Source organism: Vogesella oryzae, assembly GCF_902829295.1.
Classification (GTDB): domain Bacteria; phylum Pseudomonadota; class Gammaproteobacteria; order Burkholderiales; family Chromobacteriaceae; genus Vogesella; species Vogesella oryzae.
Window position 1 is genome coordinate 1 of the sequence record NZ_CADEPL010000011.1, and the last position, 15,026, is coordinate 15,026.

General features: G+C 62.9%; 18 protein-coding genes. 10 read left to right on the plus strand and 8 right to left on the minus strand.

What is annotated here, in order from left to right:
- From HU218_RS04450 to HU218_RS04460, 3 genes are all read right to left on the minus strand, one after another.
- The coding region (locus HU218_RS04450) for a TRAP transporter large permease (protein WP_174873736.1) at nt 1–934 on the minus strand (934 nt) is incomplete at its 3' end.
- On the minus strand, nt 931–1,545 hold the full coding sequence (locus HU218_RS04455; protein WP_246210717.1) for a TRAP transporter small permease: 615 nt from the start codon (nt 1,543–1,545) through the stop codon (nt 931–933). The genes HU218_RS04455 and HU218_RS04450, both read right to left, overlap by 4 nt.
- A 60-nt stretch (nt 1,546–1,605) precedes the next feature.
- A complete protein-coding gene (locus HU218_RS04460) occupies nt 1,606–2,598 on the minus strand; it encodes a DctP family TRAP transporter solute-binding subunit (RefSeq protein ID WP_174873737.1) in 993 nt (330 codons plus the stop codon).
- A 279-nt stretch (nt 2,599–2,877) separates the two neighbouring features.
- Between HU218_RS04460 and HU218_RS04465 the strand changes: the two genes are divergently transcribed.
- Together HU218_RS04465 and HU218_RS04470 are read left to right on the plus strand one after the other, a co-directional pair.
- The gene (locus HU218_RS04465) at nt 2,878–3,774 is read left to right on the plus strand and encodes a LysR family transcriptional regulator (RefSeq protein WP_174873738.1); all 897 of its coding nucleotides are present in this window, start codon (nt 2,878–2,880) and stop codon (nt 3,772–3,774) included.
- A gap of 100 nt (nt 3,775–3,874) precedes the next feature.
- Nucleotides 3,875–4,963, plus strand: a complete 1,089-nt coding sequence (locus tag HU218_RS04470; protein ID WP_174873739.1) for a 4-oxalomesaconate tautomerase — start codon at nt 3,875–3,877, stop codon at nt 4,961–4,963.
- Between the two features lie 15 nt (nt 4,964–4,978).
- On the opposite strand, the gene HU218_RS04475 is transcribed toward HU218_RS04470, so the two are convergent.
- Nucleotides 4,979–5,329 (minus strand): hypothetical protein, encoded by a 351-nt coding sequence (locus HU218_RS04475; RefSeq protein WP_246210718.1) that lies wholly within the window; start codon nt 5,327–5,329, stop codon nt 4,979–4,981.
- Between the two features lie 44 nt (nt 5,330–5,373).
- Between HU218_RS04475 and HU218_RS04480 the strand changes: the two genes are divergently transcribed.
- Entirely contained in the window at nt 5,374–5,682 is a 309-nt protein-coding gene (locus HU218_RS04480; protein ID WP_174873740.1) for a dienelactone hydrolase family protein, read from the plus strand.
- Nucleotides 5,683–5,749: 67 nt separating this feature from the next.
- Here HU218_RS04480 and HU218_RS04485 read toward each other — a convergent pair whose 3' ends face one another.
- The 3 genes from HU218_RS04485 to rfbD all read right to left on the minus strand — a co-directional run bounded on the left by HU218_RS04485 (nt 5,750) and on the right by rfbD (nt 7,681).
- Entirely contained in the window at nt 5,750–6,208 is a 459-nt protein-coding gene (locus tag HU218_RS04485; RefSeq protein WP_174873741.1) for a ComEA family DNA-binding protein, read from the minus strand.
- A 53-nt stretch (nt 6,209–6,261) separates the two neighbouring features.
- Nucleotides 6,262–6,537: a hypothetical protein gene (locus tag HU218_RS04490; protein ID WP_174873742.1), complete on the minus strand. Its 276-nt coding sequence runs from the start codon at nt 6,535–6,537 to the stop codon at nt 6,262–6,264.
- A 244-nt stretch (nt 6,538–6,781) separates the two neighbouring features.
- The gene (gene rfbD, locus HU218_RS04495; RefSeq protein WP_174873743.1) at nt 6,782–7,681 is read right to left on the minus strand and encodes a dTDP-4-dehydrorhamnose reductase; all 900 of its coding nucleotides are present in this window, start codon (nt 7,679–7,681) and stop codon (nt 6,782–6,784) included.
- A 106-nt stretch (nt 7,682–7,787) separates the two neighbouring features.
- Between rfbD and HU218_RS04500 the strand changes: the two genes are divergently transcribed.
- The 7 genes from HU218_RS04500 (at nt 7,788) to HU218_RS04530 (ending at nt 13,642) form a co-directional block, all read left to right on the plus strand.
- Nucleotides 7,788–8,156 carry a VanZ family protein gene (locus HU218_RS04500; protein ID WP_174873744.1) on the plus strand — a complete coding sequence of 123 codons (369 nt, stop codon included), beginning with the start codon at nt 7,788–7,790 and terminating at the stop codon, nt 8,154–8,156.
- Nucleotides 8,157–8,188: 32 nt separating this feature from the next.
- The gene (locus HU218_RS04505; RefSeq protein ID WP_174873745.1) at nt 8,189–9,484 is read left to right on the plus strand and encodes an aminopeptidase P N-terminal domain-containing protein; all 1,296 of its coding nucleotides are present in this window, start codon (nt 8,189–8,191) and stop codon (nt 9,482–9,484) included.
- A gap of 21 nt (nt 9,485–9,505) precedes the next feature.
- Nucleotides 9,506–10,669 (plus strand): FAD-dependent oxidoreductase, encoded by a 1,164-nt coding sequence (locus HU218_RS04510; RefSeq protein WP_174873746.1) that lies wholly within the window; start codon nt 9,506–9,508, stop codon nt 10,667–10,669.
- 59 nt (nt 10,670–10,728) lie between these two features.
- Nucleotides 10,729–11,883: a UbiH/UbiF family hydroxylase gene (locus tag HU218_RS04515; protein WP_174873747.1), complete on the plus strand. Its 1,155-nt coding sequence runs from the start codon at nt 10,729–10,731 to the stop codon at nt 11,881–11,883.
- A 15-nt stretch (nt 11,884–11,898) separates the two neighbouring features.
- On the plus strand, nt 11,899–12,663 hold the full coding sequence (locus HU218_RS04520) for a DsbC family protein (protein WP_174873748.1): 765 nt from the start codon (nt 11,899–11,901) through the stop codon (nt 12,661–12,663).
- Nucleotides 12,664–12,670: 7 nt separating this feature from the next.
- The gene (locus HU218_RS04525; RefSeq protein ID WP_174873749.1) at nt 12,671–13,282 is read left to right on the plus strand and encodes an energy transducer TonB; all 612 of its coding nucleotides are present in this window, start codon (nt 12,671–12,673) and stop codon (nt 13,280–13,282) included.
- 102 nt (nt 13,283–13,384) lie between these two features.
- Nucleotides 13,385–13,642 carry an acyl-CoA-binding protein gene (locus HU218_RS04530; RefSeq protein ID WP_174873750.1) on the plus strand — a complete coding sequence of 86 codons (258 nt, stop codon included), beginning with the start codon at nt 13,385–13,387 and terminating at the stop codon, nt 13,640–13,642.
- 75 nt (nt 13,643–13,717) lie between these two features.
- Here HU218_RS04530 and HU218_RS04535 read toward each other — a convergent pair whose 3' ends face one another.
- Nucleotides 13,718–15,022 (minus strand): nucleotide sugar dehydrogenase, encoded by a 1,305-nt coding sequence (locus tag HU218_RS04535; protein ID WP_174873751.1) that lies wholly within the window; start codon nt 15,020–15,022, stop codon nt 13,718–13,720.
- Nucleotides 15,023–15,026 lie beyond the last annotated feature (4 nt).

Consider the following 15,026-nt stretch of genomic DNA (forward strand, 5'->3'; position numbering starts at 1 on the left):
GGCCGAGACCGGCATCGATCAGCCAGCTGGCCATCGCCTGCGGAATGCCTTCGCTGGTCATCAGGAACGAGAACAGCACTGCGTTGGTGATGATGTACAGCAGCATCGCCGACATGCTGGCCGAGTCGAGCAGCACCTTGGGTACCTGCTTCAGCGTCAGGTCCTTGTACACGAACACTGCCACGAAGAAGGCGTACACCGCGGACATGGCGGCCGCTTCGGTCGGGGTAAAGATACCGGTGTAGATACCGCCGACCACCACCACGATCAGCAACAGGCCCCAGATGCTTTCACGGAATGCCTTGATGCGCTGGGCAAAGCTGGCCTTGGGCAGGCGCGGGTAGTTGTACTTGCGGGCACGCCACCAGGTGGTGAAGCCCAGCAGGGAGGCTAGCATCAGGCCCGGAATCACGCCGGCCATGAACAGCTGGCCCACCGAAGTATTGGTGGCCACCGAGTACATCACCATGGCAATGGATGGCGGAATCAGGATGCCCAATGCCCCTGCGGTGGTAATGACGCCGGCGCCGAAGTCACGCGGGAAGCCCTGCTTCACCATCGCCGGTAACAGGATGGAGCCGATGGCGACCACGGTCGCCGGGCTGGAGCCGGACACGGCGGCAAACAGCGCGCAAGCCACCACACCGGCGAGGCCGAGGCCTCCGTTCCAGTGGCCGACCATCGACGAGGCGAAGTTGATCATCCGCCGCGCCACCCCGCCGTGGGTGAGGAAGTTGCCGGCGAGGATGAAGAACGGAATCGCCATGATCTCGAACTTCTCGATACCGGTGAACAGCTTCAGCGCCACCGCCTCGATCGGCACTTCGGTCATGGTGAACAGGAAGGTCAGTACCGTCAGGCCCAGCGAGATAGAGATCGGCATGCCGGTCAGCATCAGCACCAGCAGCAGACCAAAAATGATGAGTGCGCTCATTTAGCGTCGCCTCCGTTTTTCTTGATGTCGTGCGGATGCAGGTTGTCGTCCATGGCGTACCAGTTGCTGTCTTCGGCCACATCTTCCATGCCATCGACGTGGCTATGGTCATGCTTGGGCAGGTGGCCGGTCTTGAGGAAGGCCACCATTACCTGCAGGAAGCGGAAGCACATCAGGTAGGAGCCGCACGGTACGGCCAGATAGACCAGCCACATCGGGATTTCCATGTCGACCGAGGTCTGGTCGGTATGGGCGATTTCCCACACGAAGTCGGCGCCGAGGGTGCCGACAATGCCGGTGAACAGTGCGCCGGCCAGCAGGCCGATGACGATGAACTTGGCACGATTGCGATCGGACAGCTTGTTGATCAGCACATCGACGCCGACGTGGATGCCGGTGCGCACACCATAGGCGGCACCGAACTTGGCCATCCACACGAACATATAGATGGTCAGTTCCTGTGCCCAGCTCATGTGGATGCCGGACAGCAGGGGGTTGAGCCAGGCAGTGCCACTACCGTAACGGTGCAGTACGGCCACAAAGGTGATGAGCGTGGCTGCGCCCATCAGGATGGCGATAAGCCACTCCTCCAGATGATCCAGGAATTTCACAACAACCTCGCTGGGAACAGGTAGGCGGCGGGTAGCAGAGCACTACCCGCCGATGGCCGCTTATTTGGCGACAGCGCTACGTACTGCGTTGATGGTTGCCAGGCCAACGCGCGGGGCGATGTCATTGAAGGCTGGCTGCATCGCCTTGACCCATTCGCTCTTCTCGGCAGCAGTGGGGACATAGACCTGGGTCTTGCCGCTGGCCTTGATGCGCTCGTAGGCCTGGTTGGTATCTTTTTCGGCTACCTGGTCGTTGTAGGCGGTGGCATCACGCATCGCGCCTTCCAGCGTGGTGCGGATATCGGCCGGCAAGCCGTCCCAGAATTTCTTGTTCACCACCACGGCGTAGCCGCTGTAGGAATGGCGGGTATCCACAACGTACTTCTGCACTTCAAACTGCTTCTGGGTGTAGAGGTTGGATACGTTACCATCGGCCCCGTCAACCACCCCGGTCTGCATCGCTTGATACACCTCGGACAGCGCCATGGTCTGCGGCAGTGCGCCTACCGACTGGATAATGGCCTGGTTCACTTTCGACGAGTTGATACGGATTTTCAGGCCCTTGATGTCGGCAGGTACTTTCAGCGGCTTGTTGGCGCTGAACACGCGGAAGCCGTTATCCCAGAACGCGAGGCCCTTGATGCCGCGGCTTTCCAGCTTCTGCAGCAGGCTGGCGCCCACCGGACCGCGGGTCACCTTGTGAACCTGGTCTTCATTCATGAAGACATAGGGCATGTCGAATACTTCGAACTCCTTGAAGCCCATGGGGCCGAACTTGCTGGTGGTCGGTGCCAGCATCTGCACGGAGCCCATCTGCAGGGCCTCCAGCTCCTCTTTGTCTTTGTACAGCTGGCTGTTGGGGTAAATCTGTACCTTTACCTGGCCTTTGGTGCGCTCTTCAACCAGCTTCTTGAAGTACTCGGCGGCCTGCCCCTTCGGGGTGTCCGGTGCCACGACATGGCTGAACTTGATCACAATGGGCTCGGCTGCCAGGGCAGCTTGGGAACCCAGCAGCAATGCGGTCATTGCAAGGGGGGCGATCAATTTTTTCATGGTGCTGTCTCTCCGTATTGTGTCTTCCTTACAGCGTAAGCGGTTGCCTGCTGCTTGACTTGCATTGTGGTAGCGTCTTTTTGTTTTGTTAAATGCATTGTTCTTGATTATTTTTGCGAAAAACTGATCAATCTCCGTGGTCTCAAAAAAAAAGCCACCGGATCGGGTGGCCAAAAAGAGAGTACTCATCGCTGTGCTGCCGAAGCAGTCGGCTGCAGTGTGCAAAGTGCCGCTAGCCGAGTAAAGTAAATTTATCTGCAGGATTATTGAGTTTTAGTTATGAAAATCGACACTATCGGGGTACAAGCCTTCGTGGCCATTGCCGAATGCGGCAGTTTCCAGACGGCGGCGGAAAGCCTGTTTCTTTCCCAAGCGGGAATTACCCGCCGTCTGCAGAACCTGGAAGACTACCTGGGCGTAAAGCTGATTGAGCGAACGACGCGTTCGATGGCGCTGACCCAGGTGGGGGCAGAATTCCTGCCGCACGCCAAGCGCCTGCTGATTGAGTTGGCGGGGTCGCTGAACGAGATTCGCGATAGCGGCCGACTCAAGCGCGGCAGTGTCACGATTGCCTGCGTGCCCACCGTTGGCGTGCGCTTTCTGCCGCGCATCATCCAGGCCTACTCGCGGCAATATCCGGAAAACCACATCAAGATTCTCGATCACACCTCGGCCGGTGTCTCGCGGGCGGTGCTGCAGCGCGAGGCCGAATTTGGCATCACCATCGCCGGTAGCCATCATGCGGAGTTATTCGGCGTGCCGCTGATCGAGGATAAGTTTGTACTGGTCTGCCGAGACGATCACCCCCTGGCCAACCTGCCGGCGTTGGAGTGGCGTGATCTCGAACCGCACCCGCTGATCTCGATTGGCCAGTTCAGCGGCAACCGCCCGCTGCTCGACCGAGCCCAGCAAGAAAATGGCGTTTCACTGCAGTCGCTGTACGAAGTGCAGCGGGTGTCTACCGCTCTCGGTCGGGTGGCAGAAGGGGTGGGGGCCGCCGTTTTGCCGGGGCTGGCATTGCAACGCGAGGCCTACCCACGCATCCGGGTATTGAAGCTTGGCAACCCGGTTGTCTCGCGTGGACTGGTGCTGATTACCCGCAAGACAGCCGAACTGTCGCCGGCCGCAGAGGCGCTGTATGAGCTGGTGAAGTCCTATCAGGACAACGCAGAATAATTTACAAAAACACAATAATAACGAAGATAAATTCATTTCTCTTGCGGTGTGGGAGTAACGAGAATGACTCGGTAAGCCATTCATCTACCGAGGTAACACCATGTTGATCCCTATTCCCTGCGTCGTAATGCGCGGTGGCACGTCTAAAGGACCGTTCTTCCTGCGCAGCGACCTGCCGGAAGACGAAGCCCGTCGCGACAAGGTGCTGCTGGCCGTAATGGGCTCGCCGGATCGCCGCCAGATCGACGGCATTGGTGGCGGGGATTCGCTGTCCAGCAAGGTGGTGATGGTGTCGGCATCATCTCGTCCCGGCATTGACGTGGAGTACCTGTTTGCCCAGGTCTCCGTGGACAGTGCCACGGTAGATACCTCGCCCAACTGCGGCAATATGCTGGCTGGCGTGGCGCCCTTTGCGCTGGAGCACGGCCTGGTGGCCGCCGACATGCCGCAGACGGCGGTACGTATCTATAACCAGAACACCGGCAAGGTGGTCGAGGCGGTGGTGCAGACGCCGGGCGGCAAGGTGAACTACGAGGGCGATGTGCACATCGACGGCGTTCCGGGCAGCAGCGCGCCTATCCTGCTCAACTTTCTGGATGCCGCCGGAGCCAAGACTGGCAAGCTGATGCCCACCGGCCAGGCCATTGATGTAATCGATGGCGTAGAAGTGTCGTGTGTGGATTTCTCCAGCCCGATCGTGTTCATCGCAGCCAGCGCGCTGGGAAAAACCGGCTACGAAAGCAAGGCGGAACTGGATGCCGATAGCGCGCTGCTTGCCAGAATCGAAGACCTTCGCCGCAAGGCGGCACTGCGCATGGGGCTGGGCGATGTCAGCGGCAAGGTCTTGCCCAAGGTGGTGCTGTTGGCCGCACCGGCTCATGGCGGGCAGATCAGCTCCCGCTACTTTGTGCCCTGGAATTGCCATGCCGCCCATGCCGTCACCGGCGCGCTGTGTGTGGCGGCCGCCTGCCATATTCCGGGCACGCTGGTGCAGCGCCTGGCACAGCTCGACCCCGCCGCACCGCAAAACGTAACGATCGAACATCCCAGCGGCCAGTTACACACCCAGATCACCCTGGCAGGTGTGGATGCCGAAGGTTGGCCGCAGATCACCAAGGCCGGCGTGATCCGTACCGCACGGCCACTGGTAGCGGGTGTCACCTATATCCAGAGCAGTGTCTGGGACTAGCGGCTTGCCCCCCGGTTAGCCGCGGCTCGCCGCAAAGCGTGCCTCGGCCTCGCGGAACAGCGACTTGGCGTGTTCCACATTCCACGGCTCTTCGATAAGCGTTTCGTGGTCCCATTCACTGCGCGGGTTGGGCGGCGCGAAGAAATCACCGCCATACACGTGTAGCGCGCAAGTCATCTTGCCGATCGGGTTCAGCACCGAATGGATGGCATCGCTGCCGAGGGTGGCCACATCGCCGGCCCCCAGCGATTTGGCCGCGACGGCTTCGATGGTTGTTCCCTTCCGTTGCCAGAACACGTTGTCCTCGCGCCCGGTATAGATGCCGACGACGGAAAACATCTGGTGGTTGTGCGGCATCAGGCTCATGCAGGGCGGTGGGCTTCTGCTGGGGCGGCGGACAGGTGGGGCAGATGGCGGTGCAGTTGCCGGATTTGCGCGCGGCGGTGATGTATTACGGCAGCCATCCGGCGGCCTCAGACGTTAGCCGCGTTCATGCGGCCATGTTGCTGCACCATGCCGGGCTCGACGAGCGTATCAATGCCGGCATTCCCGCCTTCGGGGCCGCGATGAAGGCGGCGGGCAAGCCTTACCAGCTGTATCTGTATCCGGGGGTGAACCACGCGTTCAACAACGATACCAATGCCGCGCGCTACAACCGCGATGCGGCCAACCTTGCCTGGCAGCGCACGCTGGATTTCCTGCGACAGCAACTGGCTTGAGTGAGCAAGAAAAACGGCACCGGGCGCTTGTGCTGCCGGTGCCGTTGCCTCTGGGGCTGCTATCTGGCTAGTTGTTGCCCTTGCCATTGCCGCCTTTATTGCCGCCCCCGTTCCCGCCTTTGTTGCCGCCCCTATTGCCGCTTTTGTTGCTTGAGTTGCCGGCAGCGCTGTTGTCGTCAGTCGCTTCCGGTAGGGTCGCTTTCTTGGCCGGAATCGCCGGGCTGACGCCCGGGATGGCCGGCGCTGTGCCGGAACGGGTGGTGACGCGCTGGCCGTTAATGGTGAGGTTGGCGCGTACCCGGTTCAGGTCGCCCTGGGTGATGCCGGGCAGGCTCAGCAGCTGTTTGCTGCTGGTGAAGGTCGTCGGGGTGCCCGATAGCGGGTGGGTGGCGTCATAGATGGTCTGGGCATCGGCCGGACTGAATCCTGCGGCTTCCAGTTCGGACACGGTGGCCGTGTTCAGTTCCAGTGCCATCGCTTGCCCGGTAATGACGAGCAGGGCGAGGGCCAATAGTGATCTGCGCATGATGTGCTCCTGGTGCTGGCTGTGCTGCAGTATAGACCGGCCGGTTTCGGCTGTTAGTCGTCGCCGCCCTTGCCGCCGCTATCGTGGCCACCATCGTGACCACCGCCGTCGTGACCGCCGCTGTCATGGCCGCCGGACTCGTGGTCACTGCTTTCGTGTTCGCTGTTGCGATCCTGTCCTTTGTCATCGTTGAGGTCGTGAGTGGCGCTATCGGGGCTATCGTTAACAATCACGTTGCTGCCATCCGGGGTGGTAACAGTGTCCTCGGCCTGGGCCAGCGGCAGTAGCAGTGCCAGTGGCAGTGGCAGTAACCAGAGTAGCTTTTTCATGAGTCTCTCCTTGTCGGCCGTTTGGCCTGGGTGTCGTTGCGTCGTAGCGTATTCGGACGCTACATACTTATTGATAGTATCGCTCGCTTATCAGTGCCTTAACACGCGGCACCTGCGGTGCAAGAAAGGCCAGGCTGTGGCGTACAAGGAGAAAATTGTCACCTTGCCAGCCGGAGTGACGGGCGCGGCAAGGGCGGGCGCTGGTCGTGCAGCGCTGGGATTTGGCTACGGGAGTGGGCGACGGCTAGTCGCGGCGGGCTGCGTCCAGCGTGGCAAACAGCTGGTGGATGGCCTGCTGCCAGCCCGGTAGCCGCAGGCCAAAAGTCTGCTGCAGTTTGCTGCAATCCAGTACCGAATACGCCGGCCGCTGCGCTTGTTGCGGGTAGTCGGCACCGGGGATCGGCAACAGACCGTCGCCGGGCAGGGCCAGCGGCCAGCCGGCCTCGCGGGCAAGGCCGATGACATACTCGGCATAGTGGTACCAGCTGGTGCAGCCGCCACTGGCCACGTGATAGGTGCCGTAAGGCTGTTCGCTGTCCTGCAGGGTGCGGCCCAGTAGCTGGGCGCTGACATCGGCCAGCAGGCTGGCTGGCGTGGGGGTGCCAAACTGGTCGTTCACCACCCGTAGCTGTTCCTTGCTGGCGGCCAGCCGCAGCATGCTCTTGGCAAAGTTGCTGCCATGTACCCCGGCCACCCAGCTGGTGCGCAGGATGAAGTGGCGGCAGCCGGCGGCCCGCACCGCCTGCTCGCCCTGCCATTTGCTGTGGCCGTACACCGATAGCGGCCGGGCGGCGTCGTCTTCGCGCCATGCGGTTTCGCCGCTGCCGTCGAACACATAGTCGGTGGAGTAGTGCAGTAGCAGGGCATCGTTGGCCGCGGCCCATTGCGCCATGGCGCCCGGCGCGCTGGCGTTGATGGCATGGGCCAGCTCCGGCTCGCTTTCCGCCTGGTCCACCGCGGTATAGGCCGCCGCATTGACGATGACATCCGGCCGCTCGGCATCCAGCCAGGCCAGTACGGCCTGGCGGCTGGCGAGGTTGAGGCGTTGCCGGCCGGGGCAGCGCAGCTCGCCGAACAGGCACAGCGCGCGCTGCAATTCGAAACCCAGCTGGCCACTGGTGCCGGTAATCAGGATGCGGGGCATGGCGGTGCTTTCTTGGCGATGGGGCGATGGGTGGTGGCGGGGCACGCAGGGTGCGCGCTTTGCCGCGGCAGGGCACAATCCGCCATTTTAGCGCGCGGAGAATGCGATGCCTGTTTCCCGTTACTGGCTGCCGGCCTGGCTGTGGTGGTTGCTGTCGCTGTGGTTGCTGTTCAAGCCGGCCGGCGTGCCCTCCGGTATTCCGTATCTAGACAAGATAGGCCATTTCGCCCTGTTTTTGGCGGGCGGCGTTTTGCTGGCCTGGCCGCGACTGCGGCAGGGGGCACAAGCTGCCGCGCTGTGGCGGCCAACTCTGTCGCTGTGCCTGGCGTGGGCGGTGGGCTCCGAGCTGGGGCAGGGCTTGCTGACAGCCACGCGCTCTGCCGAGGTTGGTGACGCGCTTGCCGATATGCTGGGGGCGGTGGCGGGTGTCATGTTGGCCGCATGGGCCATCGCCTGGCGGCAGCGGCAGGTGTAAACTGGGCGCCGTTCCGATTGCAGGTGTACCGCATGCATCCGAGTCTTGTTGAACGCCGCCGGCAGCTGCTGGCGGCCATTGGCGACGCTGTCGCCATCCTGCCTACCGCGCCGGAAGCGGTGCGCAATGCCGATGCCAATTATCCCTATCGCGCCGACAGCCATTTTCTGTACCTGACCGGCTTTACCGAGCCGGAGGCGGTGCTGGTGCTGGATGGCCGCCGTGGCAAATCCATCCTGTTCTGCCGCGGCAAGAATCCGGAGCTGGAAATCTGGGAAGGCTTCCGTCACGGCCCGCAGGCTGCCGCCGAAGCTTTTGCCTTTGACGAGGCCTATGCCATCGAGGAACTGGACCAGCGCCTGCCCGAGCTGCTGGCCGATGTGCCGGCGCTGTACTGGCCGCTTGGCCGGGTCGCAGCCTGGGATGCGCGGGTGGCTGGCTGGCTGGAGGCGGTGCGCGCCCGCGCACGTTTCGGGGTGGATGCGCCGGCGCAGTTCGGCGATCTGCTGCCGCTGGTCGACGAGATGCGGCTGCTCAAGGACGAGCGCGAGCAGGCGATACTGTTCCGTGCCGGCCAGGTCTCGGCCGAGGCGCACGTACGGGCGATGCAGGCAACCCGTGCCGGCAAGTACGAATACGAAATCGAGGCCGAGCTGCTGTACCACTTTGTGCGCAACGGTGCCCGTCAGCCGGCCTACGAAAGCATTGTTGCCGGTGGCGCCAATGCCTGCACGCTGCACTATGTGGCCAACAATGCCCGCCTCAACGACGGCGAGCTGCTGCTGGTCGATGCCGGCTGCGAGTTCATGGGCTACGCCGGCGATATCACCCGAACCTTTCCGGTGAATGGTCGCTTCAGCCAGCCGCAGCGCGATCTGTACGAAGTGGTGCTGGCGGCGCAGCTGGCCGCCATCGCCGCGGTGCAGCCGGGTGCCACGCTGGATGCACCAGCCAATGCCGCGCTGCGGGTACTGGTGCAGGGCATGCTGGATTACAAACTGCTGGCCGGCAGCGTGGATGGCGTGATCGAATCCGGTGATTACCGCCGCTTCTACATGCACGGTATCGGCCACTTCCTGGGGCTGGATGTGCACGACGTCGGCTTGCGCCGTCCCGGCGGCCAGTGGCGGCAGTTCGCGGCCGGCATGTGCACCACCATCGAGCCAGGACTGTATGTGCGGCCGGACGACAGCGTGCCGGCGGCTTTCCACCATATCGGTATCCGCATCGAGGACAATGTGCTGGTGACCGCCAATGGTCACTATGTGTATACCGATGCGGCACCAAAACGCATTGATGACATCGAGGCGCTGATGCAGGCCAGCTAGTTGGCCGCAGCGTAAGCAAGCATGCAAGCAGACATTCTTCATTCCGACATCGTGATCGTGGGCGGTGGCCCGGTCGGGGCGCTAGCCGCCTTGCGCCTGAAGCAGGCCGGACGCGATGTGTTGCTGATCGAGGCGCGCGCCAAGGATGCGCCAGTGCGTGACGCGCGCGCGCTGGCCTTGTCGTGGTACAGCCGCGAGCAGCTGGCGGCGGCCGGTGCCTGGCCGGACAGCCTACCGGCGACCGATATCGACACCGTGCATGTGTCGCAGCAGGCGGCTTGGGGGCGCACGGTGATCAGCCGCGACGATCTGGCGCTGCCGCACCTGGGCGCGGTAGTGGACTATCCGGCGCTGGCCGCCGGGCTGGGCGATGCGCTGCAGCAGCAGGGCGTGGCGGTGTGCTGGCAGCACAAGGTCACCGCGGTGCAGTCGCTGGCGCGCTATGCCAGCCTGACGGTGGAAGACGCCGCCGGGCGCAGCCGCAAGCTGACGGCGCGGCTGGTAGTGTTGGCCGAGGGCGGTGCGCTGGCGGAATCGCTGCCGGGAATTCGCCGTCATGTGCACGACTACCGGCAGAGCGCGCTGCTGGCCGAAGTCACCCCGGGCCTGCCGCACGGCAATATCGCCTACGAACGCTTTGCCGATGATGGCCCGTTTGCACTGCTGCCGCATGGCGAACGCATGATGCTGGTGTGGACGCGCACGCCGGCAGAAGCGCTGCGTTTGCACGACGCCGACGAGGCTGCCGTGCTGGCCGAGCTGCAGCAGGCCTTTGGCGAGCGCCTCGGCAGCTTTACTGCCATCGGCGAGCGCGCGGTTTTCCCGCTGCTGCTGCGCCAGCTCAATAGTGTGGTCTCCGGGCGGGTGGTGATGATCGGCAATGCCGCGCAGACCATGCATCCGGTGGCGGCGCAGGGTTTCAACCTCGGCTTGCGCGACGCGGTCGGGCTGGCTGCGCTGGTGGCGACGGCCGCCGATCCGGGCGATGCCGCCGTGTTGCGTCGTTACGCGGCGCAGCGCCGGGTGGACAGCCATGCGGTAGTGGGCTTCACCCACAGCCTGATCCGGCTGTTCGACGGCGCCAATCCGCTGCTGAAAACCCTGCGCGGCGCCGGCATGAATGTGCTGGATAGCGTGCCGCCGCTGCGCAAACGCTTTGCCGGCCATCTGGTCTTTGGCGTGTAAGCTGTCACCATTCGATTGCCTGCGGCCAACGTTGGCCACGGCGTTGCCATTAGGGAAACATGAGCAATTCATTTGATGTCGTAATCGTCGGCGGCGGTCTGGTAGGTGCGGCGCTGGCGCTGGCGCTGGACAAGCAGGGCCGGCGCGTCGCGCTGGTGGAAGGCCAGGCGGCAAGATTCGATGATCTGGAACAGGGCTGGGATGCGCGGGTGTATGCCATCAGCCCCGCCAACCGCCGCTTCATCGAAAGCCTGGGCGTGTGGCCGGAAATGGCCCGCATCGGCACCATCGCGGCCATGGATGTGCGCGGCGATCAGGGCGGACGCATCGCGTTTGCCGCCGCCGATGCCGGCGCCGAGGCGCTGGCGTGGATAGTAGAAAACCGCTGGTTGCTGGCCGCACTGTGGCGGCAACTGCAATCCGCCAGTAGCGTCGAGCTGCTGGAGGGTGTGCGACCAACCTTGCTGGAACATTCGCCCAAGTCGGCGTCGTTGCAGCTGGAGGATGGCCGCGTGCTGCAGACCAGCCTGCTGGTCGGCGCCGATGGTGCCAATTCCTGGGTGCGACAGCAGAGCGGCATCGCTGCCGGGGTGAAACCGTATGGCCAGAGCGGCGTGGTGGCCAATTTCGCTACCGAAAAACCGCATGACGGCATCGCGCGGCAGTGGTTTCTGGGCGATGGCATCCTGGCCTGGCTGCCGTTGCCGGAAAACCGCATTTCCATCGTGTGGTCCACGCCGCAACCGGAGCCGCTGCTGGCGCTGCCGGGGGAACGATTTGCCGAAGTGGTGGCCGAAGCCGGTGACCATGCCCTGGGACAGCTGAACCTGCTGACGCCGGCGGCGGCGTTTCCACTGCGGCTGCTGACACCGCAGCATGTGATTGCCGAGCGCGTGGCGCTGGTCGGCGATGCCGCCCATACCGTACATCCGCTGGCCGGACAGGGCGTCAATCTGGGGTTCCAGGATGCCGCGCGGCTGGCCGCCATCATCGCCGGGGGCAAGGACCCGGGCGAGTGGCTGGCGCTGCGCCGGTACGAGCGCGGCCGCAAGGAAGCCGTGCGTACCATGCAGCTGACCTGCGACACGCTGTTCGGGTTGTTCCATGCCAAAGAATTGCCGGGCATTGCCTGGTTGCGCAATACCGGTCTGAACCTGACAAACCGTCTGCCGCTGATCAAGCGGCAGCTGGCCCGCCATGCGGTGGGCTTTTAACTGAAAAGGATTGCAATGAAGCTCCGTCTGCCCCAGTTGGCCATCATTCCGCTTTGCCTGTCGCTGTTGGCCTGCACCGCTTCGGCGGAGGAAACGCCGGCCAGCGTGCTTGCCACGTTCAAAAGCAAGTTCCCGCAACACGAAGTGACCAGCGTGCAGCCGGCACCGGTGGCTGGCCTGTATGAAGTGGTGGTGAAGATGAAGCGCGGCGGTCGCGAGGAGTACACCGTGGTCTATGCCGATGCCAAGGTCGAGCATCTGCTGACCGGCGACCTGATCGATACCAAGACCCGGCAGAGCCTTACCGAACAGCGTCTGGAAGACCTGAACAAGATCAGCTTCGACTGGAACAGCCTGCCACTGGACAAGGCGATCAAGGAAGTGCGCGGCAAGGGCGAGCGCAAACTGGCGGTGTTCTCCGATCCGGATTGCCCGTTCTGCAAGCGTCTGGAGCAGGATGCCCTGTCCAAGCTGGATAACGTCACCATTTACACCTTCCTGTACCCGCTGGCGCAACTGCACCCGGACGCCCCGCGCAAGGCCACCCAAATCTGGTGCAGCAAGGATCGCGCCGCCACCTGGACCGCCGTGATGCGTAGCGGCGCCAAGTTGCCGGCCGGCACCGCCAACTGCAGCACGCCACTGGCCGAGTTGGCCGCACTGGGCGAGAAGCTCGGTGTCGCCGGCACGCCGGCACTGTTCTTCCCCAATGGCCAGATGATCTCCGGTGCCGTGCCGGTCGAGACCATCGAGGCGGCATTCAAGGTCAAGGCCAAGTAAGCGCTGCATGCCTGCCTGTCTGGCAAACGATCGGCCGCTGCTGGCCAGTGCCTTGTTGGCGCTGGTCGTGCATGCGGCCTTGTTGTTGCTGCCGCTGGCTCCGGCCGGGCAGCGTGGCGGGGGGCGGCTGTCGCAGCTGGCGGTGACGCTGGCTGCCGCTGCGCCCGTGCCGGCTGTTCCAGTTACATCACCGCCGGCATTGCCCGAGTCGTCCGCGTTGCCGGTCGAGACTGACTCGCCACCAGAAGATGTAACAGCCTCTCAGCCGCAGGTTGAACAGTCGCCACAGTTGGCTGCAGCGTCGGCCGCTGCGGGCGTGCTGCCGGGGCTGGCGCTGGACCCGTATTACCCGGCCAGCGAGCTGGATGTACTGGCGGCACCGATTGGTCCGCTGTTGCTGGACTATCCTGCGGGCAGTCCCGAGCAGCTGCAGCTGTTGCTGTATATCGGCAGCAATGGCGAAGTGGACCGTGTCGAGGTGGTTGCCGGCAACGGCGACAGCGATTATGCCCGCTTTGTGGTGGCACGCTTCCGGCAGGCGCATTTCATGCCGGCACAGAAGGGGGGTGTGGCGGTCAAAAGCCGCAAGCGTATCCAGGTGGCGCTGCAGCCGCATTAAACGATCGTTTCATGGTAAATTTGGCCGGCCGGTTTGCACCGGTGGGCTAATACAACATAAACCAGGAGCGAGCATTCGTTCCGTCATGCGGAGGATAAAACCATGTCCGATCTGAAAACCCTGTTCGAACAGGCGCAAAAAGATGTCACCACCCTGGCCGAGCGCCCGGATAACCAGACCCTGTTGCAGCTGTATGCCATGTTCAAGCAGGCTACCGATGGCGATGTGCAGGGCGAGCGCCCGGGCATGATGGATTTCATCAATCGCGCCAAATACGATGCCTGGGACAAACTCAAGGGTCAGACCGCCGAGCAGGCGATGCAGGCCTATGTAGACCTGGTGAAATCGCTGCTGGCCTGATGGCAGCGTTGTCGCCGCGTTGCGGATGCAAAAAAGCCGGACCGTAGGATCCGGCTTTTTGCTGGCGGGCAGTGATCAGGCCTTGACCACGTTGGCCGCAGGCTGCAGGTACTTGCCGCGGCTATCGACGATCAGCTGGGCATGCTGCTGCAGCTGGGCGTAGTCGAACTTGTCGTGGTCGGTCGCCAGCAGTACGCAGTCGTAGCTGGCGATGTTGTCGTTGCTCAGTGCCACGCTGGACAGTTCGAAGTGGTGCTCGCGCATCTTCGGGAACACCGGCACGTGCGGGTCGCTGTAGCTGATCTCGGCGCCCAGGTCGCGCAGTTTTTCCATCAGGAACACCGACGGGCTTTCGCGCATGTCGTCGACGTTTTTCTTGTAGGCAATGCCCAGCACCAGAATCTTGCTGCCGTTAATGGCCTTCTTGCGCTCGTTGAGGGCGCTGGCCACCTTGCTGATCACGTAATCCGGCATCGAGGAGTTCACTTCGCCGGCCAGCTCGATGAAGCGGGTGTGCACGCCGTACTCACGCGCTTTCCAGGTCAGGTAGAACGGGTCGATCGGGATGCAGTGGCCGCCGAGGCCCGGGCCCGGGTAGTAGGGTACGAAGCCGAACGGCTTGGTGGCGGCGGCACGGATCACTTCGTGAATGTCGATGCCCATCTTGTCGGCGACGATCTTCATCTCGTTCACCAAGCCGATGTTCACCGCGCGGTGGATGTTCTCCAGCAGCTTGGTCATCTCGGCGGCGCGGGTGGACGACACCGGTACCACCTTGTCGATCACCGCGCTGTACAGAGCCACGCCGATTTCCTGGCAAGCCTCGGTTACGCCGCCGCACACCTTGGGAATGGTGCGGGTGGTGAAATTGGGGTTGCCCGGGTCTTCGCGCTCCGGCGAGAACACCAGATAGGCGTTTTCACCGACCTTGAAGCCGCGGGATTCGATGCGCGGCAGCAGTTCTTCGTCGGTGGTGCCAGGGTAGGTGGTGGATTCCAGCGATACCAGATGACCGGCACGCAGGTGAGGTACCAGGCTGTCGATGGTGCCCAGCACGAAGGACATGTCCGGTTCGCGGTATTTGTTGAGCGGGGTCGGTACGCACAGGATCAGCGCGTCGGCTTCCGGTGCGCGGCTGAAATCGGCGGTGGCTTCAAAGCCGGCAGCGCGAGCGCTGGCGATGCTGTCGCCACTGATATGCTCGATGTAGCTCTTGCCGGCATTCAGGGCATCAACCTTGCTCTGGTCGATGTCGAAGCCCAGGACCTTGAAGCCCACTTCATTGAAACGCAGCATCAGCGGCAGGCCGACATAGCCCAGACCGACGATGCCGATGACCGCGGATTTGTCTGCTATTTTATTCAAAAATTCTTTTTTCATGATC